21 protein-coding genes and 1 pseudogene are annotated in these 24,951 nt (G+C 71.9%); 11 read left to right on the forward strand and 11 right to left on the reverse strand.

Annotated elements, in window-relative coordinates; translation table 11 throughout:
- Nucleotides 1-12: 12 nt before the first annotated feature.
- Complete coding sequence (locus tag A3IC_RS0147305) at nt 13-1,488, forward strand: glycosyltransferase family 87 protein (RefSeq protein ID WP_020557056.1); 1,476 nt, start codon at nt 13-15, stop codon at nt 1,486-1,488.
- Here A3IC_RS0147305 and A3IC_RS0147310 read toward each other — a convergent pair.
- The 4 genes from A3IC_RS0147310 to A3IC_RS0147325 form a co-directional block, all read right to left on the reverse strand.
- Entirely contained in the window at nt 1,421-3,550 is a 2,130-nt protein-coding gene (locus A3IC_RS0147310) for an alkaline phosphatase family protein (RefSeq protein ID WP_020557057.1), read from the reverse strand. The genes A3IC_RS0147305 and A3IC_RS0147310 overlap by 68 nt on opposite strands.
- Before the next feature lie 81 nt (nt 3,551-3,631).
- Complete coding sequence (gene larC, locus A3IC_RS0147315; RefSeq protein WP_026219567.1) at nt 3,632-4,825, reverse strand: nickel pincer cofactor biosynthesis protein LarC; 1,194 nt, start codon at nt 4,823-4,825, stop codon at nt 3,632-3,634.
- Between the two features lie 124 nt (nt 4,826-4,949).
- Nucleotides 4,950-5,735 (reverse strand): nickel pincer cofactor biosynthesis protein LarB, encoded by a 786-nt coding sequence (gene larB / locus A3IC_RS0147320; protein WP_020557059.1) that lies wholly within the window; start codon nt 5,733-5,735, stop codon nt 4,950-4,952.
- Nucleotides 5,736-5,816: 81 nt separating this feature from the next.
- A complete protein-coding gene (locus tag A3IC_RS0147325; RefSeq protein ID WP_026219568.1) occupies nt 5,817-6,257 on the reverse strand; it encodes an ATP-binding protein in 441 nt (146 codons plus the stop codon).
- A 284-nt stretch (nt 6,258-6,541) separates the two neighbouring features.
- Here A3IC_RS0147325 and A3IC_RS60780 point away from each other — a divergent pair, with 284 nt between their 5' ends.
- From A3IC_RS60780 to A3IC_RS0147360, 7 genes are all read left to right on the forward strand, one after another.
- Entirely contained in the window at nt 6,542-7,261 is a 720-nt protein-coding gene (locus tag A3IC_RS60780) for a hypothetical protein (protein ID WP_020557061.1), read from the forward strand.
- Between the two features lie 127 nt (nt 7,262-7,388).
- Complete coding sequence (locus A3IC_RS0147335; RefSeq protein WP_026219569.1) at nt 7,389-8,138, forward strand: YcnI family copper-binding membrane protein; 750 nt, start codon at nt 7,389-7,391, stop codon at nt 8,136-8,138.
- 167 nt (nt 8,139-8,305) lie between these two features.
- The gene (locus tag A3IC_RS0147340; RefSeq protein ID WP_020557063.1) at nt 8,306-9,025 is read left to right on the forward strand and encodes an SCO family protein; all 720 of its coding nucleotides are present in this window, start codon (nt 8,306-8,308) and stop codon (nt 9,023-9,025) included.
- Nucleotides 9,022-9,660, forward strand: coding sequence for a copper chaperone PCu(A)C (locus tag A3IC_RS60785; RefSeq protein ID WP_020557064.1), 639 nt, complete (start codon nt 9,022-9,024; stop codon nt 9,658-9,660). The genes A3IC_RS0147340 and A3IC_RS60785 overlap by 4 nt, the downstream gene beginning before the upstream one ends.
- Nucleotides 9,647-11,476: a copper resistance CopC/CopD family protein gene (locus tag A3IC_RS0147350; protein WP_020557065.1), complete on the forward strand. Its 1,830-nt coding sequence runs from the start codon at nt 9,647-9,649 to the stop codon at nt 11,474-11,476. The genes A3IC_RS60785 and A3IC_RS0147350 overlap by 14 nt, the downstream gene beginning before the upstream one ends.
- A 1,139-nt stretch (nt 11,477-12,615) precedes the next feature.
- Complete coding sequence (gene efeB, locus A3IC_RS0147355; RefSeq protein ID WP_026219571.1) at nt 12,616-13,890, forward strand: iron uptake transporter deferrochelatase/peroxidase subunit; 1,275 nt, start codon at nt 12,616-12,618, stop codon at nt 13,888-13,890.
- Nucleotides 13,891-13,895: 5 nt separating this feature from the next.
- Complete coding sequence (locus A3IC_RS0147360; RefSeq protein WP_020557067.1) at nt 13,896-14,321, forward strand: cupredoxin domain-containing protein; 426 nt, start codon at nt 13,896-13,898, stop codon at nt 14,319-14,321.
- Between the two features lie 126 nt (nt 14,322-14,447).
- Here the strand turns inward: A3IC_RS0147360 and A3IC_RS0147365 are convergent, their stop codons facing one another.
- Nucleotides 14,448-15,389: an NADP-dependent oxidoreductase gene (locus A3IC_RS0147365; protein ID WP_020557068.1), complete on the reverse strand. Its 942-nt coding sequence runs from the start codon at nt 15,387-15,389 to the stop codon at nt 14,448-14,450.
- A gap of 67 nt (nt 15,390-15,456) precedes the next feature.
- Between A3IC_RS0147365 and A3IC_RS0147370 the strand changes: the two genes are divergently transcribed.
- Entirely contained in the window at nt 15,457-15,864 is a 408-nt protein-coding gene (locus tag A3IC_RS0147370; RefSeq protein ID WP_020557069.1) for a winged helix-turn-helix transcriptional regulator, read from the forward strand.
- Between the two features lie 43 nt (nt 15,865-15,907).
- Here A3IC_RS0147370 and A3IC_RS67110 read toward each other — a convergent pair whose 3' ends face one another.
- The 4 genes and pseudogenes from A3IC_RS67110 to A3IC_RS64025 all read right to left on the reverse strand — a co-directional run.
- Nucleotides 15,908-16,972 carry a hypothetical protein gene (locus A3IC_RS67110; protein WP_020557070.1) on the reverse strand — a complete coding sequence of 355 codons (1,065 nt, stop codon included), beginning with the start codon at nt 16,970-16,972 and terminating at the stop codon, nt 15,908-15,910.
- A gap of 355 nt (nt 16,973-17,327) precedes the next feature.
- Nucleotides 17,328-18,806, reverse strand: coding sequence for a DHA2 family efflux MFS transporter permease subunit (locus A3IC_RS0147380; RefSeq protein WP_052174126.1), 1,479 nt, complete (start codon nt 18,804-18,806; stop codon nt 17,328-17,330).
- Between the two features lie 128 nt (nt 18,807-18,934).
- Nucleotides 18,935-19,423: a MarR family winged helix-turn-helix transcriptional regulator gene (locus A3IC_RS0147385; protein ID WP_026219572.1), complete on the reverse strand. Its 489-nt coding sequence runs from the start codon at nt 19,421-19,423 to the stop codon at nt 18,935-18,937.
- Between the two features lie 108 nt (nt 19,424-19,531).
- Nucleotides 19,532-19,822 (reverse strand): annotated as a pseudogene (locus A3IC_RS64025) (ABC transporter permease); the annotation flags it as partial.
- A gap of 28 nt (nt 19,823-19,850) precedes the next feature.
- Between A3IC_RS64025 and A3IC_RS60790 the strand changes: the two are divergent.
- Nucleotides 19,851-20,234, forward strand: coding sequence for a TetR/AcrR family transcriptional regulator C-terminal domain-containing protein (locus A3IC_RS60790; RefSeq protein WP_020557073.1), 384 nt, complete (start codon nt 19,851-19,853; stop codon nt 20,232-20,234).
- Nucleotides 20,235-20,488: 254 nt separating this feature from the next.
- Entirely contained in the window at nt 20,489-22,510 is a 2,022-nt protein-coding gene (locus A3IC_RS0147395; protein ID WP_020557074.1) for an FGLLP motif-containing membrane protein, read from the forward strand.
- Nucleotides 22,511-22,978: 468 nt separating this feature from the next.
- Here A3IC_RS0147395 and A3IC_RS0147400 read toward each other — a convergent pair whose 3' ends face one another.
- Both A3IC_RS0147400 and A3IC_RS0147405 read right to left on the reverse strand, forming a co-directional pair.
- A complete protein-coding gene (locus A3IC_RS0147400; RefSeq protein WP_020557075.1) occupies nt 22,979-24,610 on the reverse strand; it encodes an alpha/beta hydrolase in 1,632 nt (543 codons plus the stop codon).
- Nucleotides 24,610-24,831, reverse strand: coding sequence for a hypothetical protein (locus tag A3IC_RS0147405; protein WP_020557076.1), 222 nt, complete (start codon nt 24,829-24,831; stop codon nt 24,610-24,612). The genes A3IC_RS0147400 and A3IC_RS0147405 overlap by 1 nt, the downstream gene beginning before the upstream one ends.
- Nucleotides 24,832-24,951: the final 120 nt, after the last annotated feature.

The raw sequence follows: 24,951 nt of genomic DNA on the forward strand, positions 1-24,951 counted from the left end.
TCGATGTTTCACGTGGAACACCCGTTTGGACCGCTCGCGCTCGGCCTGTGTGTGTCGGCGATCGCCCTGGTCGTGCTGACCGGCCTGCTCGGGCCCTCCGCCGCACAGCCGCCGCTGCCGGGTGGGCCGTCCTGGCTGCCGCCGTACCACTTCCAGGCCCATCCCGCCGCGGGGCTGGTGACCGGCCTGTTGCTCACGGCGGCCCTGATCGGCGCGAGCGGCCTCGCCCTGGCGCTGCGCGAACTGGGCCGAGGCTGGGCACCGGACCCGGGTCGGCTCACCCTCGGCGGCGCGGTGGCCGCGCTCGCGGTGGTGTGCGTGCCGCCGATGGGCTCGGCCGACCACCTCGTCTACGCCGCGTACGGGCGCCTCGCGGCCACCGGTGGCGATCCCTACCAGGACACCGCCGCGACGCTGGTGCGGGACGGCGATCCGGTCGGCGTCGCGGTCGAGGCGCCGTGGACCGACGTGCCGTCCGTGTACGGGCCGGTGGCCACTGCGGAGCAGTGGCTCGCGGCCCGAATCGGCGGCACCTCCGTTCATACGATCGTGCTGGTGCTGACCCTGCTCGGGGCGGCCGCGTTCGTGCTGACCGGGCTGCTGCTCCAGCGCGCGGCGGGCCCGGATCGCATCGCCCGGGCCCGAGTGGCGATCCTGTGGTCGCTCAATCCGCTGCTGCTGTTCGTGGCGGTGGGCGCCGGCCACCTGGACGCGTTCGCGCTGGTGTTCGCGGTGGGCGCGCTGCTCGCGGTGCGCCGCTCCCCCGTACTCGCGGGTGTCCTGGTCGGCCTGGCCTGCGCGGCGAAGATCTCGCTCGGGCTGTACGTCCTGGCCTTGGCCTGGGGACTGCGCGGGCGGCCGCGCGCGCTCGCCGCGATGATCGGGTCGGCGCTCGTGGTCGGCATCGCCACCTATCTGCCGGTCGGCTTCGGTGCGTTCGATCAAATGCGCGAGAACACCAAGCTGGTCTCGCTCGCGGTGCCGCTGCGGCTGGTGCTGAAGCCGCTGGAGTCGGCCGTCGGCCACGACGGCGCCCGCTCGCTGATCGGCCTGCTGGGCTGGCTGCTGGGCGCGCTGGTGGTGTGGCTGCTGGCCCGAACCGCCGCCCGGGCCCGGCCCGCGGCGATGGCGCACGTGCTGCGCGACAGCGCCGCGGCGGCTGCGCTGCTGTCCCTGGCCTGGTTGCTGACCACGCCGTACAGCCTGCCCTGGTACGACGTCGCGGCCTGGGCACCGCTCGTGTTGCTCGCGCCCTCCGCGCTCGACTGGCTGCTGCTGGCCCGCAGCACGCTCCTGGTGTGCGCGTACGTCCCCGGCCGGGTGGTGCCGCTGCCGGACGCGGTGGATACCCTCCAGCGCACCCTGCGCGGCACCGTCGGCCCGTGGGCGGGCGCGGCGATCCTGGTCGCGGCGGTGCTGGTCAGTCGACGCGCGGGCGGCTTTCCACCGCTGCGATCACCGCGATCGCCAGGGGCGCCGCGATCGTGAGCGCGACCGCCGGGATCTGGATGCCGGAGTCGTTCACCGCGTAGCCGACCACCGAGGTCAGCCAGCACGCGATCAGCGTCGAGCGCAGCCACGGCACCGCCTCGAAGGACCGGGCCAGAGCCGGCGCACGCCACTTCGACGGATCACGCACAGCGAGAATGAGCAGCACGAACACGACCGGGATGATCAGCGTGAACGGCGTGGTGAACGAGTGCAGGTTGCCCATGATCTTGCGGTGCAGCGTGTCGCCGGCGTCGCCGTCGACGAGTTCCTGTACGAACCGACCCAGGTGCGAACGGCTCGCCGCCGGGCGGCGCCAGTCCAGCACGGCGATGGTGCCGATCACCACGACCGCGCCCAGACCGACCAGGCCGACCTTGGCCCACGAGATCCGGGTGCCGGTCAGGAGCAGGCCGAGCACCGCCAGGCCCGGGATCAGCGCGAGCACGCCACCGAAGTCGCTGCCGAAGGCGGGCCATCCGTCGGCCACCACCGCGACCGCGCCCACCGCCGAGAGCACCACGATCGCCGCACGCCGGCGATCGGCGGCGAGCAGTCGGCCCACCGGCCACCCGACCGCGAGCAGCACGGCCATCGCGAAGATCGTCCAGGCGACGTTGCCGAACCCGTAGAACCGGCCCGCCACCAGCGGGGACAGTCCGAACAGGGTGTTCAACTGGAGCGGTGAGCCGACCATCACGTCGCCGGCCAGGATCACCGCGGTGGCCGCGGCGACCACGCCGGCCGGGCCGTACGGGTGTTTGCGCCAGGGGCCGAGCAGCGCCAAGCCCGCGAGCACGGCGGCGAACGCCACGGTGAGTCCGAGCAGCGTCCAGGCCGGGTCGCCGGCCTGCTCCCACGGCAGCAGACCGACCAGGAACGACCCGCCGGGAACCGCGCCGAAGAACACCCCGATCACGGTCGCGGCGCGTATCACCGTGCTCCGGGCCCGAATCCGGCCGCTGCGGCCGAATCGCACGGCGAGCCACAGCGCGATCGCCGCGAAGACGATCGGCAGCAGGGTGAGCCAGGTGAAGAAGTACCAGACCTCGCGCACCGTGCGCGACGCCTGGGCACCCGCGTCGAACAGGCGCAACTCGTCGATCGCCGCGTTGCCGGACGGGCCGGCCACCCGGGTGTACACCGCGCCGACCAGCGCGCTCGGCGCGTCGATGCCCAGCGGCGCGAGCAGGCTCGGGGCCAGGTCGGTGAGCTGGACCAGGCCGTCGTTGCGGGTCGAGGTCGCGGTCAGGTAGCCGGAGGCGAAGGTCGTGCCCGACGCCGTGCCGGGTCCGGCGGCCAGGAGGGCGCGCACATGCGGGCTGCCGGTGTCGTCGGCAAGGCCCGCGACCACGAGTTGGGTGCGCGGCGGCAGCGTGGCGGCGATCCGGGCCACGTGCGCGTCCACCACCCGCAGCCGGTCGGCGCGGTCGACGCCGGGTCCGGTCAGGCCGCCGAGGTCGACCAGGGTCAGCGCGGAGCGCTCGATCAGCGCGGCGTCCACGGCGGCCGGGTCCGGCAGGTAGGCGCCGCGCACCCGACCGGTCGGATCGGCGCTCGCGTAGGCCGCGCCCGGGCCGACCGAGGTGACCGCCCCGCCGTGCTCCACGACCGAGGCGGCCAGTTGTCCGTACCTGGGGTTGTAGCCGAACTTGTCGTTGCGCTTGGCGATCGCGCGCATGTTCGGCACCGTCGCCGCGCCGTCCGGGGCCAGGGTCGGCGGCAGCGGTTCGGCGCACGGATCGGCGCTCTTGGCACTGGTGCGGACATCCGTCGAGCGGGCGCCCGCACCCGTGGTGAGCCACCCGTCGACGGGACACGCACGCGGATGCACGGTGCGCACCGACATCGCGGCCGAGGTCGCGTGCCGGGCCAGGGCGGCCAGGCCCGGAGTGCGTCCGGCATCGATGTCGGCCCAGGTCAGGCCCGGGATCCCGAGCAGCACGACATGGTCGGCGGCGGCCGCGCGGGCGGGCGCGGCACCGGCCGAGCCGGGCAGCGCCGACAACGCGACCACCGCCGTGAGCAGCGCGAGCAGCAACCGGAGGGGACGAGCGATCACGGGTGCCTGCTCCTCGACGTACGCGGCCTACACGGGGACGGATGATCGCCCCAGGCTATGCGGCGCGCTCCGCTGCCATGTTCAGGGCGCCAGTCCGGCCGCGTACGCCGCCGCGGTCGCCGCGCCCATCACCACCTTCACCGGTCGGCCCAGCGACGCCGCCACCGCGGCCACGTCCTCGTACTCCGGCTGGGCGTTGACCACCCTGCCGTCGAACATCGCGGTCTTGACCCGCACCGGCAGCCCCTCCACCCGTACCGTGCCGAACTCGCGGGCCAGCGCGCGCTTGGCCACCGGCACGATCCGTGCCCCTATCGTCGAGGTCTCCACGAACACCGTCCGCAGCGCGGCGTCCACCCGGTCCGCCGGGACCAGCACGCACAACGTGTGGGCGGGGCGGCCCTTCTTCATCAGGATCGGCACCAGCCACGCGTCGCCCGCGCCGATCGCGAGCAGCTTGCCCAACACCGCCGGCCACAGGCGCGGGTCGAGGTCGTCCACGTTGGTCTCGATCAGCACGTCCTCACCGGTCGGTTGCACCCGGTGCGCCTCGTGCCGCTCGCCGAGCACGACCCGCAGGATGTTGGGCACCTCCTCGATCCGACGGCTGCCCGCGCCGGTCCCGTCCGCGATGATCCGCAGGGCCGGCATCGGCCCCCAGGTCCGACACACCGAGGCGAGCAGGGCCGCGCCGGTGGGCGTGCACATCTCGTACGGGGCCGGGCCCGCGTATACCGGAGCGGCGGCCACCCGCATCAGTTCGAGCACGGCCGGCACCGGCACCGGCAGGACGCCGTGCGCGGCCCGAACGCTGCCGCTGCCCAGCGCGACCGGCGAGCCGACCGCGTCCTCGACGCCCAGTGCGTGCAGCGCCGTGCAGGTGCCGACCACGTCGGCGATCGCGTCCAGCGCGCCGACCTCATGGAAGTGCACCTCTTCCGGCAGACATCCGTGCGCGCGGGCCTCGGCGTGCGCGAGCCGGCCGAACACGTCGTGTGCCCGGGCATGCACGGGTTCGGCCAGATCGGCCCGATCGAGCAGGTCGCGGACGTCGTTCCAGGTGCGGTGCACATGGCTGTGCACGGTCTTGACCCTGGCCCGGGTCGCGGCGATCCCGTGTCGGTCGGTGCGTTCGGCGGTGATCAGAATCGGTTCGACGCCCACCGCGTCGACGGCTTGCTGGACGGCCTCCAGCGGGGCGCCGGCGTCGATCAGGGCCCCGAGCAGCATGTCGCCGCTCGCACCGGCCTGGCACTGGAACCATGCGATGGCCAAGCGGACACCTCCCGTCGCGGCCACTGTGACAGCCGACGGGCAGTCCTGCCGGGAAACCGACGAAGCGACCGAAACCGACCGCTTTCTTGCGTTTGACTGTTCCCGTACTTCGGTGCGCGCTTGATTACCGCGCCTCGCGGGTCCCGTCCGCCCGGGCGGACCGCGCCACCCGCGCCGCGAACACGCCCGCCCCGAAGCCGTTGTCGATGTTGCACACCGCGACCCCGGGCGCACACGAGTTGAGCATCGCCAGCAGCGCCGCGAGGCCGCCGAAGGACGCGCCGTAGCCCACGCTGGTGGGCACCGCGAGCACCGGCACCGAGACCAGGCCCGCCACCACGCTGGGCAGGGCGCCCTCCATGCCGGCGACCACGATCAGACAGTCCGCCGCGTCGAGTTGGGCATGCACCGCGAGCAGCCGATGGATGCCGGCCACGCCCACGTCCTCGATCCGCTCCACCTCGGCGCCGAACAGGCGCGCGGTGAACGCGGCCTCGCCCGCCACCGCCGCGTCCGAGGTGCCCGCGGAAACGACCCGGACCAGGCCGCGGGTCGCCGGCGGCGTGCCCACCGCCACGCACGTGCCGGCGTCGTCGGTGTACGCCTCGCCGGGAAACGCCGCGTACACCGCGTCGACCACGGCCGCCGAGGCCCGGGTGGCGAACGCGGGGCGCCGACTCGTCTCGCGCAGTCGGCGAAAGAGCGCGACGGTCTGTTCCGGGGTCTTGCCGGCCGCGAAAACCACCTCGGGATCACCGGTGCGCAGTTCCCGATGGGTGTCCACCCGGGCGAATCCCAGGTCCGCGAAACCCGCCGCGGGCCCGCGCACGAGGTCGTCGAGCGCCTCGTCCACGCCCGCCTCGCCGGCGGCCACGCGGTCGAGCAATTCCCGTAACTCGGCCCGGTCCACTTCCCCGATCGTAACCTTCCACCGGAACGGGCCCGTCCGGCACGGCCGTTCGGGGCGGACGCGGGCTCGCGAACCCGCCTGTCAGGACACCGGGACCAGCGCGTCCTTGCGCCAGCGCAGCGTCTTCTCGAAGCGCAGCACCGCACCGCGCCGGGGGTGGTTGCTGAGCTGCACGTGGTCGGTCATCGCCCGGATCAGCATCAGCCCGCGGCCGTTCTCCGCACCCGGGCCGACCGCAACCGCCGACCCGCGCAGCCGATCGGGCGGAAAACCCGGGCCGCCGTCGATGATCTCGACCCGACAACAGTCGCCGGTAATACCGGCGCGAATCTGATATTCGGAATACGGACCGCCTCGGGCGTGCTCCACCACATTCGCGCATGCCTCGGACAGGGCGAGGCCGATCTCCATCGCGACCTCGCGATCCACCCCCGCCGTCTCCATCGCGCCGACCAAAAGCCTGCGCGCCATCGGCACGCTCGCCGCATCCCGTGGCAGGTGGACAGTCCACCTCATGTCCATGAGCGGCCTTTCGACTTCTCTGGGAGTCCGGCTGTATCCGGCGGATCACACACCTGTTTTTATTGCCGTCGGTCGGTCCCGGTATGCGCACATCACTTGATCGGTCGTCGATAGTCCGTGAAGACGATTCGTTCGGCCGCATCCCGGGGACACCACCTGCCCGTCCGGTCGGCTTCGGGCCGGCTACGGGCGGCGGCCGGCCGTTGTCGGCCCCGGGCACAGGGGGCCGACACGCGATGAGACGATGGGGCGTCATGCAGGCCGTGTCCGTACCTTTCCGCGCTGTGCGCGCCGCCGTGTTCGCGGCGGTCTGCGCCGCGCTCGCGGCATGCGGTCACGCGTGGATGTCCGGTGCCCCGCTGCCGCTGTGGGCGCCCGTCACCGGTTTCGGTGTGGTGTTCGTCTCGGCCTTCGCCGGCGCCGGTCGGCAGCGCTCCCTCGGCTCGATCACCGCGCTGCTCGCGGTGGGCCAACTCGCGCTGCACTCCCTGTTCGCCACGGCCGCGAGCGCCGCCGTACCGGCCGGTTCCGGCGGCTCGGGAACGAGCGCCCTGCTGGACCGGCTGCTGTGCGGCCCGCGCGACTCGGCCGGGCACATCCTGCTGCCCCCGGGCTGGACGTCCGAACAGATCGTGCGCACCGCGCGGGTGGATCCCGCGCTGTTCCCGGCTCCGGCACCGGGCGGGCACCACCACATGTCCGGTTCGGGCCCGATGCTGCTGGACGGCGGCACCGGGATGGTGTGCGCGCACCTGATGGCGGCCCTGCTCACCGGCTGGTGGCTGCGGCGCGGCGAAGCCGCCCTGTTCGCCCTGATCCGGTTGGCCGCGGCGCCGCTGCGTGTGGTGCTCACGGTGCTGTGCGGCCTGGTGGTCCCGGTCGCCGAGCCGCCGGGCCGGGCTCGGCAAACCGGCGCGGAGCCGGACCTGAGCACCCATCAGACGCTGCTTCGGCATGCGGTGACCCGGCGCGGCCCGCCGGCGGAGTACGCGCTCGCCTGCTGATCCCGGGTGATCCCGCTCGACCGGGTGCCGGATCGGCGGTGGCGCGCGTCCGCCCTCCTGCCGTCCCCTCCCGGACCGAGGCCGACCCCGTGTGCCCTCGGCCGGATCACCCATGGAGCAGACACCCATGACCATGACCACCACGCGCCGCCGGTTGTCCGTGCTGGCCGCCTCGACCGGCGCCGGCATCCTCGTCTTCGCGGGCTCGGCCTCCGCGCACGTGAGCGTGCAGCCGGGCACCGCCGACCAGGGCTCGTACGCCAAGGTCGCCTTCCGGGTCCCCAACGAGCGCGACGACGCGGGGACCACCAAGCTCGAGATCACCCTGCCCGCCGAAAAGCCGCTCACGTCGGTGCAGACCCGGGCGATGCCCGGCTGGAAGGCCGAGGTCGAGAAGACCAAGCTCGCCACGCCGATCGACAACCACGGCAAGCCGCTCACCGAGGTGGTCTCCAAGATCACCTGGACGGCGGACGCCGGCACCCGGGTCAACCCGGGCACGTTCGAGGACTTCGAGGTGTCCATGGGCAAGCTGCCCACCGACACCGACAAGCTCGTCTTCAAGGCCGTGCAGACCTACGACAGCGGCGAGGTCGTGCGCTGGATCGACCTGCCCGGTCCGGACGGCAAGGAGCCGCAGTACCCGGCGCCGACCCTCAAGCTCACCGCCAAGGCGGGTGCCGGCACCACCCCGACCTCCGCCTCGGCCAAGCCCTCGACCGAGGCCAAGGCGTCCGTCGCCGCGGTCACCGAGGACAAGAGCGACGACTCGACCGCCCGCACGCTCGGCGTGGTCGGCATCGTGGTCGGCGTACTGGGCCTGGGCGCCGGCGTGTTCGCCGTCCTGCGCGCGTCGCGTCGGGGCACCTCCGCCTGATCCTCGTGCTCCCGCTCCGAGCCGCGGTCTCCGCCGCGGTTCGGGCGCGAACTTCCCGGCCCGGGTGCGCACACCGATCCCATCGATGCCCGTACCCGGGCCACCGGGCCCGCGCCGACGCCGCACGCGTCGAGTACGAGCCCTCGGCAGCAACGACCTGGAGAACGATGAGCAACGCAACGCAGTCCCTCGGCCGGACCCGCCGCACCGGCCTTCGCCTCGCCGCACTGGTCGCGGCCGGGCTGCTCCTGGCCACCGGGTGCGGTGATTCCGACAAGTCCGACAACGGCGCGCCGGTGAAGGTGCGCGAGGTGAAGTCCAAGTACAAGGGCATCGCCGTCGACCCCCCGTGGAGCAAGCCGGAACTGACCCTGACCGACACCTCCGGGCAGCCGTACGACTTCCGGGCCAAGACCGCCGGACGCACCACGCTGCTGTACTTCGGCTACACCCACTGCCCCGACGCGTGCCCCACGGTGATGGGCGACATCGTCCGCGCGCTCGGCAAGCTGCCCGCGCAGGACCGGGCCACCGTCGACGTGGTCTTCGTGACCACCGACCCGGAGCGCGATACCCAGGCGGCGCTGCGCGAGTGGCTCGACTCGCTGGACAAGTCCTTCGTCGGCCTGACCGGCCCGTTCGACAAGATCCAGGCCGCCGCGCGCCAGGTCGGAGTCTCCATCGAGCCGCCCACCACCGGCCCGGACGGCAAGGTCGTGAGCACCCACGGCACGCAGGTGATCGCCTTCACGCCCAACAACGAGGGGCCGGTCATGTACAGCGCGAGCAGCGGACTGCTCCCCGACGGCACCCCGAACGGGAACTCCGCCGACGACTTCGCCCATGACCTGCCGCTGCTGCTCCACCCCGAGGACGCCAAGAAGTGAAGCTCTTCCCCCTCCCCCGCAAGGCCGTACCGCTCGCCGTCGGCGGCGTGCTGGCGCTCGGCATCGGCGGCGTGCTGGTGGCATGCGCCGGCTCCGGCTCCTCCGACTCCGCCGACCGCAAGGCCGCCGCACCGGCGAACGCGGGCGCCGCCAAGGGCGCCCCGCAACTGCGCATCGTCGACCCGTACATTCCGCAGCCCTCGTCGGCGGACGTCGCGGCGGGCTACCTGATCGTGCAGAACGACGGCGACACCGCCGACCGGCTGCTCTCGGTGGCCAGCCCGCTGTCCGGCGAGGTGATGCTGCACCAGACCAGCGGCAACTCGATGCAGCACGTCCCGGGTCTGGACGTGCCCGCACACGGCAAGGGCGTGCTGGCCCGCGGCGGCAACCACATCATGTTCATGAGCCCGAACAAGGCCGTGAAGAAGGGCGACACCGTGCCGCTCACACTGACCTTCCAGCACACCGGTCCGGTCACCGTCCAGGTGCCCGTGCTCGGGGTGACCGAACGCCCCGGGGACGCGCCGACCGCGGGCACGCCCGCCTCGACCGCACCCGGCGGGGCCGCGCCGGCCCCGGAGACCTCGTCGGCCGCACCCGCCGCCGACCACCCGGGCCATGCGGGTCACTGACCCGGTCGGCCGCCCGGCCGCCGTCCCGGCACCGCCCCCGTCCTCGGCCCGAGCCGCCGGCGGGGCGGGCCGCCGTGCGCTCGCGTGGCTGCTCGCGCTGCCCCTGCTGCTCGCCGCGCTCGTGCTCGGCGGGGCCGGGGCGGCGTCGGCGCACGCCGTCCTGGAGTCGTCCAACCCGGCGTCCGGCTCGACCCTGTCGACCGCGCCGGCGACCGTCACGCTGCGGTTCAGCGAGGGCGTGGAGATCGGCCTCGGCGGGGTCAAGGTGTTCGACCCGGCCGGCACCCGGGTCGACAACAACCAGACCAAGCACGGGCCGGACGGCGACACCAGCGTGGTCACCCCGCTGCGCGGCGGCCTGCCCACCGGTACCTACACGGTCGCCTGGCGCGCGGTCTCGGCCGACTCGCACCCGATCTCGGGCGCGTTCACCTTCAACATCGGCCAGGCGTCCGGCGGCGTGCGGGTCTCCGACCTGACGGGCCAGGGTTCCACCGCGACCGACGTGCTGGAGCGGGCCGCGACCGGGGTCGCCTACCTGTCCTTCGCGGTACTCGGCGGCGCCGTGCTGTTCCTGCTGATCGCCCGGCCCGCCGCGATCGGCCGATTCCGGGTCTGGTTGCTGCTGTCCGGCGCGTGGGGCGGGCTGTTGCTGTCCTCGCTCGCGGTGCTGATGCTGCACGGCCCGAATGCCTCCGGCCTGGGCCTGTCCTCGGCCTTCGACGCCGAGGTGCTGCGCGCGACGCTGGACACCAAGCTGGGCAAGGCGATCGCGGCGCGGGTGCTGCTGCTCGGCGCGGCCGGCGCACTGCTCGGCTGGCTGATCGCCTCGCTCGCACACGCGACCGGCCGCACCCGGCACGTCCTGACCGGTGTCTGGGCCGTGCTGTGCACCGCGATCGCGATCACCTGGCCGATCGCCGACCACGCGTCGGTGGGTCGGCAGGTGGAACTGGCGATGGCCGCGGACACGTTGCACCTGCTCGCGATGACCACGTGGTTGGGCGGGCTGGCCGTCGTGGTCACGCTGATCCTGCGCCCGGGCGAGCCGGCGCCGGAGGCGGGCCTGGACGTGCCGACGGTGCGGATCTTCTCCCGGACCGCGTTCGTCGCGGTGTGCGCGCTGGTGGCCACCGGGTTGTACGCGAGCTGGCGGCAGGTGGGCTCCTTCGCCGCGCTGTTCGACACCACGTTCGGCCTGCTGCTGGTCTTCAAGGTCGACCTGGTGCTGCTCATGCTGGCCGGTGCGTGGGTCTCCCGGCGCTGGCTGATGCGGCAGCTGGAGGCGGCCGGCAAGTCCCCGCTCGGCAAGGGCTCGGCCGGCAAGGGCTCGGCCGGCGGCCCGAAGTGGGCCGTGCTGCGCAAGGCGGTCGCGATCGAGGCCGCGTTGGCGATCGCGGTGCTGGGGGTCACCACGGTGCTCACCGACACCGAACCCGGCCGCACCGCGCACGAGCGCAAGCAGTCCGAGGCGGCGGGACCGGTCAGTCGCACCGTCCCGTTCGACGCCGGTGGCGCGGCGGGCAAGGGCAAGCTCGACGTCACCGTCGACCCGGCCCGGGTGGGGCCCAACGAACTGCACGTCTACCTCTCCGATCCGATCGGGCGCATCCGTGAGGTGGAGGAGCTGACCGTGACGATGGCACTCCCTGGCAAGGGCATCGACGGCGCGGACGTACAGGTGCGCCGGGGCGGTCCCGGACACTGGCTCGGCGACCTGTCGATGCCGATGGCGGGGCGCTGGGAGTTGTCCTTCGCGATCCGTACCTCCGATGTCGATCGCATCACCGTGACGGTGCCCGTGGAGGTCAAGTGAGGCACGTACGCCGCCTCGTGCTGCTGTTCGTCGGCGTGTTGGCCTGTCTGACCCCGACGAACAGCGCGTTCGCGCAGGACTTGTCCGGCCAGGGGCCGAGCAATTTCCACACCGTGATGACCTCGCCGAGCGAGCTCGACCCGGGGCTGACGGTGAAGGTGATCGAGAACGGCGCGCGCGTCGAGGTGCGCAACACCGGTCCGCAGGACGTGATCGTGCTCGGGTACATGAGCGAGCCGTTCCTGCGGATCGGCCGGGGCGGGGTGTTCGAGAACCGCCAATCGCCCGCCGTGCAACTCAGCAGCGAGCGATGGGGCTCGGTCGACGAGAAGTCGAACCTGCAACCGACCGGCGCCCCGCAATGGCACCGGATCTCCGCCGAGCCGGTGGCCCGCTGGTACGACCAGCGGGTGCACTGGATCGTGCAGCAGCGGCTGCCACCGCGGGTGATGGCCGATCCGGACCGCGCACAGCGGATCTTCACCTGGACCGTACCGATGCGGATCGGCGACCGTGAGCTGGCCGCCACCGGCGAACTGCGCTGGCTGCCCGGCCCCAGCCCGTGGCCGGGCATCCTCGGGTCGATCGCGCTCGCGCTGGTGGTGCTCGCGGCGGTGTGGCTGCCGCCGGTCCGCCGGCGGGCCCTGCGCGGATACGGCGTACTCGCGGGACTGGTCGCGGCGGCGAGCGTGCTGCACCTGGCGCTGGTCGCGGCGGCCCGGGCCGGCGGCCTCGGCGCCTGGGCGGGCGCGTTCCTCGCCGGCAACCTGCTGCAACTGTTGTCCGCGGCGGTGGCGTTCGCGGGAGCGGTGCTGCTGGTCCGACATCGGGTGGGCGGCGCGTGGTTGGCCGCGCCGGCGCTCGGCGTGCTGGCGCTGCGGGCGGCCGGCTACGACCTGCCGGTGCTGTGGCGCTCGTCGTCGCCGTTCGTGGGCGGGCTCGTACTGGACCGGGCGCTGACCGTGCTCGTGCTCGGCGCCGGCCTGGGTGCGGCGCTCGCGCTGGTCGTGGTGGTGCGCCGGCGACCGTCCCCGGCGATGCCGGCCGGCGTCGACATGGTGGACGAGATGGACGAGACGGACGGTGAGCGCGACGCCGACGGCGCCCGCGAGCCGCTGGAACCTGCGAAGGACGACGTGATGAGCAGCCGGGAATCCTCCGATCGAGCGAGCAGCGGTTCCGCCGTCTCGCGCCGCCACTTCGTCGGTGTCGCGGGCGCGGCCGGCGCGAGTGGCCTGGTGGTCGGTGCGGCCGGCGGCGCGGCCGCGTTCGCGAGCGAGTCCGATGGCGGGACCGGCCCGGCGCTGGCCCACGTCGGCGCGACCAGCGTGCCGTTTCATGGGAAACATCAGGCCGGCATCACCACGCCGGCCCAGGCCAAGGGCGTGTTCCTGGGCTGGGACCTGGAACCCGGTGCCGACCGGGCCGCGGTCGCCGCCCTGCTGCGGCGCTGGTCGGACGCGGCCGCGCAGCTCGCCTCGGGCCGGCCGGTGGCGGGCGACGACCAGGTCGCGGCGGACGCGGGGGCCTGCTCGTTGACGGTCACCTTCGGCTTCGGCGCCGGCCTGTTCGACAAGATCGGGCTCGCCGCCAAGCGGCCCGCCGCCCTCAAGCCGCTGCCGCCGTTCCCGGACGACGCGCTGGACCCGGCCCGCAGCGACGGCGACCTGTTCGTCCAGGTGTGCGCGGACGACGGCCTGGTTGCCTTCGGCGCGGTGCGCGCGCTGCAGAAACTGGCCAAGGGGGTGGCCCGGATCCGCTGGCAGATGAACGGCTTCGCCCGCTCGCCGGGGGCCACGGCCAAGCCGATGACGCACCGGAACCTGATGGGCCAGATCGACGGCAGCAACAACCCGAAGCCGGCCGACCCCAAGTTCGACGAGAAGATCTTCGTCACCGGCCCGGCCGGCGCCGGCCCCGAACAGGGCTGGCTGACCGGTGGCACGTATGTGGTCTTCCGCCGGATCCGGATGCTGCTCGACGCCTGGGACGGCCTCGACAAGGCCCACCAGGAGCGGGTGATCGGGCGTACCAAGGACACCGGCGCACCGCTGAGCGGCGGGGGCGAACACAGCGCCGCCGACTTCGGCAAGCGCGGCCCCGACGGCGAACTGGTGATCACCGCCAACGCCCACATGCGAGTCGCGGCACCGGAGTTCAACCGGGGGGCGACGATGTTGCGGCGCGGCTACTCCTATCACGACGGGTTCGGCACGGACGGCGCACCGGACGCCGGGCTGCTGTTCGTCGCGTGGCAGCACGATCCCGACGACGGCTTCGTACCGATCCAGCGCAAGCTGGCTCGCGGCGACGCGCTGTCCCCGTTCGTGCGGCACGAGGCGAGCGCGCTGTTCGTGATCCCGCCGGGCTGCGCCCCGGGTGGGTATGTCGGTCAATCCCTGCTGGAGGGCTGAGTCCGATGCGGCGTCGATGGTTGGTCGGGGCCCTGGCCCTGCCGCTGCTGCTCACCGGCTGCGGGAGCTGGGGTGCGGAAGGCGGCCCCGGTTCGTACATGAGCGAGGCCGAGGCGACCGCCGCGGCGTCCGAGGGCGTCGCGGCGCTGGGCACCGACGGGGTGCAGCGGATCGAGTTGCGGGTGGACGACAAGCTGCGCTTCTCGCCGTCGGTGATCCGGGCCAGGACCGGCCCGCTGGTGATCACGCTGGCGGACACCGGAATCACCCCGCACCAGATGATCCTGCCCGGCGGTGCGCCGGTCGCGCCGTCCGAGGGCGGCAAGTCCCAGGACATCAAGCTGAGTTTCGGCCGGCCGGGTTCGTACACGTTCAACTGCATGTACCACGTGGGCACCGGCATGGCGGGCACGATCGAGATCACCGAGTAGTACGCCGCCGGACGGGACTGCTCCGGAGGAAGCCCGGCACCCTGGCCGGCTGCGGCAGGGTGCCGGGCTTCGCTGTGCGCGTTGTGCGTGTTGTGCGCGACCGGGCTTCGCGTTTCCCCGCCGGGCTCAGGGGATCAGCACGATCTTGCCGGTGGTGCGGTTCGCCTCGGCCGATTCGTGTGCCTTGACCACCTCGGTCAGCGGGAAGGTCTCGGTGACGATCGGGCGCAGGTCGCCGGCGTCCACCGACTCGGCGATCAGGGCCAGGCGTTCGGGGTTGGGGTCCAGGTCGAACGTGATCCCTCGGCGGCCCGCCGCCTCCGCCTTGGCCGCCGTGGCGTCGGCGGCGGGCGGATTGGTGATGTTGATCAGGATGCCGCCGGGGCGCAGCGTGGGCAGCGAACGGTCCTCGTAGTCGCCGCCGATCAGGTCGAGGACGACGTCGACGTCGCGAACCGCCGTGCCGAAGTCGGTGCTCGTGTAGTCCACGACCTCGTCCACCCCCAGCCCGCGAAGCAGTTCGTGCTTGGCCGCGCTCGCCGTGCCGATCACGTACGCGCCCCGGGCCTTGGCGATCTGTACCGCCAGGTGTCCGACACCGCCCGCCGCCGCGTGGATCAGCACCCGTTGGCCGGGCCCGATCCGTGCGCCCTCGACCAGGGCCTGCCACGCGATGGACGCGGACAGCGGCAGTGCCGCGGCATGCACGTGGTCGAGGGCGGTCGGCTTCGGCGCGAAGGATGCCTCCGAGGCCACCACGAACTCCGCGTAGCCGCCGGCCAGGTGCGGGAAGTCCGGGATGCCGTACACCTCGTCGCCGACCTCGAAGCGCCGCACCCCCTCGCCGACCCCGGCGACGACGCCGGAAACGTCCCAGCCGAGGGTGAACGGCGGCACCAGCCACATCCCGCCGGCCCGGATCTTGGTGTCGATCGGGTTCACCCCCGCGGCGCGCACTTCGACCAGTACCTCACCCGGTCCGGGCGTGGGTATCGCGGTCTCGATCAGCCGGAGAACCTCCGGGCCGCCGAGCTTGTCCTGGTGCACGGTGATCATGTTCGTCGTCATGTGGGCAAGCATCCGCGCCCCGGTATGTATTTGTGAAGAAGGCACTTTCCTGGTACCTGGGTACCTCATGCATACCCCTCCCGACCTGCGCCCTTTCGGCGGCGCCGACGTCTATCTCAGCGACTGCGCGTCCCGCGCCGTGCTGCACCTGATCGCGAACAAGTGGGTGGCGCTCGTCGTCGGGGCGCTGCATCCGGGCACCCTGCGGTACGCGGAACTGCGCCGCCGGCTGGGCGGGATCACCAAGAAGATGCTCACTCAGACCCTGCGCGACCTGGAACGCAACGGACTGGTCCGGCGCACGGTGCATCCGACGGTGCCGCCACAGGTCGAGTACTCGCTGACCGAACTCGGCGACAGCGTGAGCGGCCTGATGGAGGCGATCCGGGTGTGGTCGGAAAGCCACATCGAGGAGATCGCGGCGGCACAACTTGCCTACGAGGAGGCGGCGGCGAGCCGCACGGCGGCGGTCTGACGGACGCCGGCGGGTCGGCACCGGTCGGCACCGGCCGCGCGGATCAGCGCCTGTCGCGCGCTTCGCGAAGCGCCGCTCGGAGCTTGGCGACGCCGGCGTCGGCGGTATGGGCGTAACTGTCGTTTCGGCAGTCGACGCAGATCGCCCGGTCGCCGTACGTACCGCGGGGCATGTCGCCTTCGCAGGTACCGCACCGCGCGTCGTCGAGGCGTTCGGACGACGGCGCCGGCGCCTGGGCGGGAATCTTCGGGGACGGGGTTCGAGCGCGGATCCTCGGGGGCGGTGCGGGTGCGAACGGCCACGGTGGGGTGTAGTCGGGGTCCGCCGGCGGAATCTTGGTCGACAGCCGATGCTCGACCAACCGCGCGGGCGCGGCGATCCGGTCGGGCAGGCCGCAGGTGAGGGCGTACACGACCCGGTGGTAGGGGACACCACGCGCGAGCCACTCCGCGGCGAGCGGCGTGAGGTAGTCGATGTCACGGGCGCCCAGGGTCAGGCGAGGGGCGTCGAGGCGGAGTTCGCCCAGCAATTGCCCGGCCTGCTCGATGTGTTCGGGGAACACGAACGAGTCGAGCGGGTCGCGGTCGGCCGGGGACGCGCGTTCGGGCGCTCCGCGCGCGCACGTCCGGGTCGTGGGGAGGGGGGTGGAAAGGGATTCCCCACACGTATTCGGCATGTGCGTATCGGGGGGTTTACCGACCCACCGCGCGGCGGCCGGTCGGCCGGTGGCCGGGATCCTGGCTGTCGGTGCGACCAGGCGCTTCTCCCCTTCCCGCGCGGCGGCGGCGTCGAGTTCCGCGAAGGGATCGGCGGCGTTGGGGTCCTCGCACAGCACGGTCTGGGTGATCAGGCGCCCGCGCTCGTCCCGGACGGTCCGCCGACGCAGGTAGCCGTGCTCCTGGAGCTGGGCGAAGTAGCGCCGGATCGTACTCCGGCCTTCCCGGCGGCACTTGGCGGCGATCGCGCGCGAGTCGTAGGTGGCGACGTGCCGACGGGAGAGCAGCTCCTCGGCCAGTCCGCGAGCGCCGTACTCCAACCGGTCGTCGCGGGCGAGGGAGTTGGTCACCTGAACGAAGTCGCGCTTGTGCTCGGCCCGGACGATGGTCATCGGGCCACACCCGAAGGGGTGGGATATGCGCGGTTGGGCCCTGCGGCGGAAGGGATGTGGGTACGGTGGAGGACATCCATACGGGATATTGCTCATCTCGTATCGGGCAGGCCCCTGGCGCGGTGGTGAACACACTGCGCTGGGGCCGAAACCGGCTCAGGCAAGCTTCTTACGAGCGTGAGCTTAGGGTTACCAATCATCCGAAAGATCAAAATCCCACCAGGATTCACCCGAACGGGTCCATATACCGCAATTCGCGTGCCCACGGGGTGAGTTCCGGGCCGGTCGGCCCGCTCCGGACAGGCGCCGAAGGCCCTCGCCGCGGGTGCGACAAGGGCCTTGGGGTGGTTGACGGTCAGCGGGCGTGGGCCGGCAACTCGTTGGCCACCTGCGCGCCTTCCGCCACCACGGTCGACTTCCGGTCCCGGTTCGGGGAGCGCAGCACCAGCAGGGTGAGAGCGATCGCGGCGGCGATCAAGCCGGCGCCGATGCCGAAGGCGAGGGTGTAGCCGCCGGTCAGCGCCTCCGAAGCGGGCCTGCCCTCGGCGAGCAACCGCTCGGCCCTGGCGCTGGAGAGCGTGTTCAGTACGGCCAGCCCGAGTGCGCCGCCGACCTGCTGGGTGGTGTTGAACAGACCGCCGACCACTCCGGCGTCGTCGGCGGTGGCCCCGGACATGCCCAGTGTGGTGAGCGCGGGAATGGCCAGACCGAAGCCGGCCAGCAGCAGCATCGCGGGCAACACGTCGGTGACGTAGTCGCCGTCGGCCGGCACCCGGGCCAGGAACAGCAGCCCGACCAGGAGCAGGGCCAAGCCCGCGACCACGACATTGCGCTCGCCGAAGCGGGCGTTGATCCGGGCCGAGAAGCCGAGTGTGACGATGCCGACGACGACCGCCGACGGCAACATCGCGACGCCCGTCCGGGCCGCGCCGTAGCCGAGCACGTGCTGGAGGTACAGCGCGATCATCAACTGGAAGGCGAACAGCGCGCCGACCATCAGCGTCTGGATCGCGTTGGCTCCCGACACCCGCGCCGACCGGAACACCCGCAGCGGCAACAACGGCGTCCGCGCCCTGGCCTGGCGCACCACGAACCCGAGGGTCAGCAGCAGCGAGACCGCACCCGTGCCGAGTGTCCGCACCGAGACCCAGCCCTGTACGTCGGCCTCCACGATCGTGTAGACGAGCACCATCAGACCGGATGTGATCAGCAGCGCGCCCCACAGATCCGCGCCCGCGGACCGCCCGAGCCCCCGGTCGGCGACCAGGAGACGGAAGGCGAGCGCGGTGGCCGCGACGCCGATCGGCACGTTGACGAAGAAGATCCAGTGCCACGTGAACGCCTCGGTGAGCAGCCCGCCGAGCACGAGACCGATCGAGGCGCCCGCCGCGCCGACGAAGCTGAACGCACCGATCGCCTTGGCCCGCTCACGAGGGTCCGGGAACAGCGTGACGATCATGCCGATCGCCACCGCCGACGACATCGCGCCGCCGATGCCCTGGAGGAAGCGGGCGGCGATCAGCGATTCGGGCCCGGTCGCCACGCCGCACAGCAGCGACGCGGCGGTGAAGACGACCATGCCCGCGATGAACATCCGGCGCCGCCCGATCAGGTCGCCGAGCCGACCGGCCAGGAGGAGCAGGCCGCCGAAGGCGATCCCGTACGCGTTGACCACCCAGGCCAGGCCCGACCGGGAAAAGCCCAGATCGTTCTGGATGGCGGGCAGCGCCACGGTGACGATCGTGCCGTCGAGGACCACCATCAACACCCCGGCGCACAACACCGCGAGCGCCGACCAGCGTGACCTGTCCGTCGATTCAACCGTGCGTGACATATCTGCTCATCTCCCCGGGACGACCGGTCGGCGGAGGGCCGACCCACAGGAGAGACGTTAGCAGATGGTTTTGTTATAGACGATCTCTTTCAGACTCTTCTTTTACGGATCCTTCTCTGCCGAAACGCCTACCGCTTCGGCGTCCTGGCCCGTCGTACCGTCGCCTCGGACTCGACCGGGTTCGCGAGCACTCCGCCGACCAGGCGCGCCAGCGCGGAACCGAACACCGCGCGCTCGTCCTCGGGCAGCGCCTCCAGCACCTCGCGATGCACACCGTCGACGATGCCGCGCCCGGCCCGGATCAGGTCGCGCCCGGCATCGGTCACCACGATGATCCGCGCCCGCCGGTCGGTCGGCGCGGGCCGCCGCTCGGCCAGTCCGGCCCGCTCCAACTCGTCCATGGTGACCACCATCGTGGTCTTGTCCAGGTCGGCCAACTCGGCCACCTGAGCCTGGGTCAGGTCCCGATCGACCGCGTGCGCGAGCACGCAGAAACTGCGCGGAGTGACGTCGATCGCCGCGAGGGCGGCTGCCATCCGGGTGTTCATCACGTGCCCGGCGTGCACGAACATGCCGGTCAGGTCCAGGGCGGTCGGGGCCAGGCTCTCGGAAGTCATACGGGCAGCGTAACAAGATAGGTAAGCCGATAGATTGTTCTGTAGCAGAGTTAACGCCGCCGACCGCGATCTCGTCGACGGACCGGCCGGACGGTGATCAGCGACCGAGCGCCTGAGGCGCCGCACCGCGAGCGGCAGGAAGATCGCGGTGATCAGCACCGGCCAGACCATCGCCATCGGCAGCGCGTGCTCCTCGATCCAGCCACCCCGGTGCGGAGCCGGGTTGCCGAACAGGTCGCGGATCGCGCCGGCGGTGGACGAGACCGGATTCCACATCGCCACCGCCCCCAACCACTGCGGCATCATCGACGGCGGCGTGAAAACGCTGGAGACGATGCCGAACGGGAAGGCCACGGCGAACAGGCTGCCCACCGCCTCCGCGTTGGGCACCAGCAGACCTCGATCGCGATCGCCTCGGCATCCGTGGTTGCTCGGCGTCGATCAGGCCGGGCCGGTCCTGGGCCCCAACTCGTTGCAGGCCCTGGAACTGACGCCGGCCGCGATCGGGGACGCGGCGCTGTCGGATCGGGAGAAGATGACGGTCCTGTCGATCATCGACGGCGGCTACGTCAGCGGTATGGCGCGCACCCACTTCAACACCGTGCACGCGGAGCAGCGCACCGGCGTCAGCGACGAGCAGTTCCGGTCCGCCCAGGCCCCGTTGCTGAACGCGGCGATGACGAGCGGGCGCCATCCGAAGCTCGCCGCGCTCGCCGAGGACAGCTTCACCCAGGACGGCGAGGCGGTGTTCGAGTTCGGCCTGCGTCTCCTGCTCGACGGCCTGGAGACGTTCGTCGACCGCCGGGCCTGACGCCCGGCCCCGAAGGATGTCGGATTCGACGGACAAGGTCCCATGAAGCGGAACCGGCCGGCATCATCTTCGGTGCTCGGCTACGGGGAACGGGGACCATGAACGGAAAACTGTTGCGGACGCGGATGCGGGTACGGGCGTGGACGCGGACGGGGGCCCGGACGAGGGCCCGGACGCGGACGCAGACACGGGGGCGGGGGCCAACCCAGCCACAGGCGCGGGCGCGGGTCGCGCTCGGGGCGGGGATCGGGGCGGTGGCGCTGGCGCTGGCGCCCTTGGCCCTCGCGGCGCCGGCGACGGGAGCCACCGGCGCGTCGGTGACCGTGACGCCCGGAACGGCGAAGCCCGGGGACATGGTGGCGATCCGGGGTTCCGGGCTGACCGGCTGCGCATTGAACAAGGTGGACGTGTACCTGCTGTCGGCCAACGGTGGCAGTTCCGGGCAGTACCAGGATCTGCTCGCGGCCGACCTGCCGGTGGACACCGCACACGGCAACTCGATCGCGTTCCGGCACGAGGTTCCGGTTCCGATCTTCAGCTCGGTCGCGGAGGGCGGCATCTCCGGGCCGGTGAACCGGATCGCGGTGCGATGCACCGGTGAGCGAGAAAACGTCCTCGCACAGACAGCGATCGAGATCGACGCGTATCGAACCGAGGAGACCCGCAAGCAACCGGCCGACCTGTCCGCGAAGCGGCTGATTCTGGAGCCGGCCGCCGGGGCGCCGGGCACCGAGGTCACCCTGTGGACCGACCTGCACTGCGGAAACGCGAACGCGGACGACGACGCGCGGGTGACCTGGGGCGGGCGGGACCTGACCAAGCTCAGCGTCCAGAACACCGGGAGCAAGGGCGAGGCATATCGCTTCACCGTGCCGGACGGGCCGAATCGCGGCCCGCAACCGGTCACCGTGAGCTGCTTCGCGCAGGGGGCGGGGATGCCCGACAACGGGGTCACGCTGCGCACCGACTTTCGGGTCGCCCAGCCGGAGTTGACGCTGACGCCCACGCAGCCGACCGCCGGGCAACCGGTGCGGATCGCGGGCAGCGGATTCGTCGCGTGCGGCCGGCCGGTCGACGGCGGGGCCGGTGCGCTGACGGTGCGTCATGGCAGCACCGTGCTGGGGACGGTGCCGGTGGCCGCCGACGGGCGGTTCGCGGGCGAGGTCCGGGTCCCACGTGAACTCCCGGGCGGGGAGGGTACGTTGACGGTCGCGTGCGCGACGGGCGCGGGGTACGACGGCGACTTCTCGGTACGGGTCGCGGTGCTCGGCGCGGCCGGAACCGCGGCGCCGGCGACGGACCGGTCCGAGGCGGCGGTGAACCTGCCGAGCCCGAGCGCGCTGTTCGACGAGCCCCGGCCGGTGCTACTGGCCGGCGCGACGGCGGTGGTGGCGCTGCCCGTGCTGGGCTTCTCGGCCGAACTGTTCAACAAGACCTGGGAACAGAACCACCTGCGGATCCGACGCCGACTGCGCCCGGGAGCGGCGCGGCCTCGATCGCAGCCGCGGGTCCCCGAGTTGCAGGTGCTGGCGTTCATCCTGCTCTCGGCCGCGTTCTGCGTCGCGGTCGAACCGGGTACGGGCTGGAACGCGGGCACCGCCGCGCTCGCCCTGGCGCTGGTGGCGGCGGTACCACTGGGCGTGCTGGCCTACGAGGGCTCGGCGGAGGCGTACCGACGCCGCGTCTCGCGCATCCGGGCGCTGCCTCGGCTGTTGCCGGGGGCACTCGGCGTCGCCCTGGTCCTGGCCGCGGCCTCGCGCATGCTGCACCTGACGCCCGGCTACGTGTACGGCCTGTTCCTCGCCTTCACCTCGGCCGGCCTGCGGCGGATGTCACCGGCCGACGAGGGCCGCGCGATAGCCCTCGGCTCGTGGTCCCTGGCCGGCCTCGCGGTGGTCGCGTGGGTGTGGCGAATCCCGGTGACCCACATCCTGAACGAGTCGGACGGCGCGCCCTTCGGCTGGGTCTTCGCCGAGGACCTGCTCACCCAGTGCTTCGTGGCCGCGGTGGTGGGCCTGGTCTTCGGCCTCCTGCCGATGCGATTCATGGACGGCCACGCCCTGTGGCAATGGAACCGCTGGGCCTGGGCAGCCATCTACGCCCTGGCCGTCTTCCTCTTCGTCCTGGCCCTCCTCGACCCCACCGGCGCCGCCGAAGGCGTCACCCGAGCCATGTGGCTCCGTTCCACAATCCTCTTCGCCACCGCCGCCCTCGCCTCCCTAACCTTCTGGACCATCTTCCGCCTCCGCCCTCCTAGAGATCCCCAGAGGCCCTGAAACAAGGTGCGGACACACGAACCGCGACACGATTCTTATCCCGCACGCCGATAGCTCGAACGACGTATCCCACCTTGGGATCCTGGGCTCTGACAACCGCATTCTTCACCTGTGGAGCACGGGCAAAATCGACGATAATCCAACCTTGAGTTTCGAGGCTGTCACGGAGCCGTTCGATAGAGAATTGAACCTCATCCGCATCAACCCGGTCCACCTGCCAATAGTGCGCAGCTTCCCAGACCCTCCCGCCACGCTCCTCCGCATCGGATTCGCAGTCAGAGAGATGGAATACGTCGTCAGCTTGGTAGCTTCCGCGAATCCCTAGCCCGTCCAAAACTCTGCTCGACGTCACTCGCAGTGATTCTTTCACCGCTACGTATGCGGGATCGCTCTCAGCGATACTATTCAGGCTGCTCCCGCCGCATCCAACGAGGAATCCCACAAGAGACAGAACATAGAGGCAACGTTTCACGGGCGATCTCCCCACAAAAGGCGAACGTCCTCGTAGTTTCCGGAAACGATCGCTGCCTGATTGTCCAGGCTGGCCGAATGGCGTGTCGACCAGTACTCGCTATGTCCGTTAGCCCCATCGGTTGTGAACCGATTCGCCCCGAACTCAGAATCATCCGGGGTAACTCGTCGCGGCCTTCCACCATCATCCACAGCTGGGGCATGCGCTCCCGATCCCACGCCTGTAACGATGTCGTTCTCGGCCGCCGCCACCCAAACGTGATGAGGATTCACGTGAAGGTCGGCCGCTCGCGTTACATGCATCCCTGGACTTCCAGCGACGATGATATCTTTCGCAACAAGACCCCCACTAAGATGCGCCGCCTGCCCCAAGACTACTGAGCCATAGCTGTGGCCAATTACTGTCACATGACTATTCGAGTCAATACCTTGAGCAACTCCGACGCCTCTCAAGAATCTCACGAAGGCTGGCGCCGCCCTATCTGCATACGACGTACTCATGGCATGCGTCAGTGTGTCTGGGGCGTCGTATCCGACCCATGTGATAGCCGATACCTCGCCCGGGTCCTTTACCTGCTGAGTTGCCAGCCATAGACTCCGCATCCGGCTGACGTCCGCATCGATTCTCGCCAATCCCGCTCCCGTGCCCGGGACGTAGACCGCTGTGTGGGTGGCTTTGTCCGGGTTGCCGATGGCGATGATTGCGCGGCCGTCGTTTTTGGCGCTGAAGCCCATCAGGTACAGGTCGTCGGCGGAGCGGAGGGTCGCCTCCAAGCCCTCGATCGCGGCCAAGCGGTCCTTGAGGGCGGTGACGCGGAATCGCCACTTCGCGTCGTCGGTGCGCCCCGCCGCGTCCCGCTTGGCGCGCGCGGCGGCCAGTTCGGCAAGCAGGGCGACCTTCGTCTCGGCCAGCGCGACCCGGTTGGCGCGGTCCCGGACCTCCGTCGGCAACCCGTCCATCGCCCCCAGCACCGCCGGGTATCCGGCCAGGTACATCGCCCGCTCCGACGGGTTCAGCCCCGCCCACCACTTGGCCGCCGCGACCGGATCGCCCTTCGGGATGGTGGCGAGGTCCAGCCCCGCCAACGCCATCACGCACGCGCCGTCGGCGGCGGTGTCCGCCCAGTCGGCCGTAGCCATGGGACGCAGCCGTGCCAGCGTCTGCGCACAACGTGTGTCGACCTCGGTCGCCTTCCGGACCGGCGCGGCCAACCGCTGCTCCAACTCGTGACGCCGCGAGAGCATCGCCGGGTCGACGCCACGCGTCGGGTCGGCCGCCTCCAATCGCCCGTCCTCGAACACGGTGAACCCCGCGGCCGCGGCCTCCTCCAGCCCCGCCCGCAGATCGTGCTGCGCGTACCGCAGTTGCTCGGCCGCCGTGTCCAGCACGGTCAGCACGCACCGGGCCTCCTGTGCCGCGACCATGACCTGCTCACCACGCGCGGCCAAACCCCGCTCCGCCGCATCCGCGTCCGCGCCCTCCCAGTGCGCCGCCCGCAACGGCCCGCCCACACCGGTCGTCGCCCGCCCGACCACCCCGTCCAGCGCCGCCGCCAGGTCGGTCCACTCGGCCACCGCCCGATCAAGTCCACCCAACGCGGCGTCCCGAAGCTGCGTCAGCGTCACCATCAGCGCCGAGCCTCCGCGAACGCACCCGCCGCCGCCTGTTCGGTGCGGTCGTGCGCGTCGGCATTCGCCGTCAGCACCTCGCCGGCCCCGCCGTACGCGTCCGCGAGCGCCCGCAGGTGATCCGCCCACGCCGCCGCCAGCGCACCGGCCTCCGCGGCAACCGCGAACCCCGGACACCCGACGACCGCCGCACTCGGCTTCCCGGCCGCCTGTCGCAGCATCCCCGCCGCCTCACGAGCCGCCGCGGCCCCGTGCCGCAACGCCCCCGTCTCGACCCGAATCCGCGCCGAGCCACCCCCACCGGCCCCACCACCACCAGCCAAGATCCCTCCCAGTGGTCG

The sequence above is a fragment of the Embleya scabrispora DSM 41855 genome (assembly GCF_000372745.1).
Classification (GTDB): domain Bacteria; phylum Actinomycetota; class Actinomycetes; order Streptomycetales; family Streptomycetaceae; genus Embleya; species Embleya scabrispora.

Excerpts from the sequence above, each read along its gene's own strand:
- A3IC_RS0147340 (WP_020557063.1), top strand. The coding sequence starts at position 8,306 with ATGAGCAACGCAACGCAGTCCCTCGGCCGGACCCGCCGCACCGGCCTT.
- A3IC_RS0147405 (WP_020557076.1), bottom strand. The coding sequence starts at position 24,831 with ATGCTGCGACAGGCGGCCGGGAAGCCGAGTGCGGCGGTCGTCGGGTGT.
- A3IC_RS0147335 (WP_026219569.1), top strand. The coding sequence starts at position 7,389 with ATGACCATGACCACCACGCGCCGCCGGTTGTCCGTGCTGGCCGCCTCG.
- A3IC_RS0147370 (WP_020557069.1), top strand. The coding sequence starts at position 15,457 with ATGCATACCCCTCCCGACCTGCGCCCTTTCGGCGGCGCCGACGTCTAT.
- A3IC_RS67110 (WP_020557070.1), bottom strand. The coding sequence starts at position 16,972 with ATGACCATCGTCCGGGCCGAGCACAAGCGCGACTTCGTTCAGGTGACC.
- efeB (WP_026219571.1), top strand. The coding sequence starts at position 12,616 with ATGAGCAGCCGGGAATCCTCCGATCGAGCGAGCAGCGGTTCCGCCGTC.
- A3IC_RS0147380 (WP_052174126.1), bottom strand. The coding sequence starts at position 18,806 with ATGTCACGCACGGTTGAATCGACGGACAGGTCACGCTGGTCGGCGCTC.
- A3IC_RS0147350 (WP_020557065.1), top strand. The coding sequence starts at position 9,647 with ATGCGGGTCACTGACCCGGTCGGCCGCCCGGCCGCCGTCCCGGCACCG.
- A3IC_RS0147365 (WP_020557068.1), bottom strand. The coding sequence starts at position 15,389 with ATGACGACGAACATGATCACCGTGCACCAGGACAAGCTCGGCGGCCCG.
- A3IC_RS0147400 (WP_020557075.1), bottom strand. The coding sequence starts at position 24,610 with ATGGTGACGCTGACGCAGCTTCGGGACGCCGCGTTGGGTGGACTTGAT.
- A3IC_RS0147325 (WP_026219568.1), bottom strand. The coding sequence starts at position 6,257 with ATGGACATGAGGTGGACTGTCCACCTGCCACGGGATGCGGCGAGCGTG.
- A3IC_RS0147360 (WP_020557067.1), top strand. The coding sequence starts at position 13,896 with ATGCGGCGTCGATGGTTGGTCGGGGCCCTGGCCCTGCCGCTGCTGCTC.
- A3IC_RS0147385 (WP_026219572.1), bottom strand. The coding sequence starts at position 19,423 with ATGACTTCCGAGAGCCTGGCCCCGACCGCCCTGGACCTGACCGGCATG.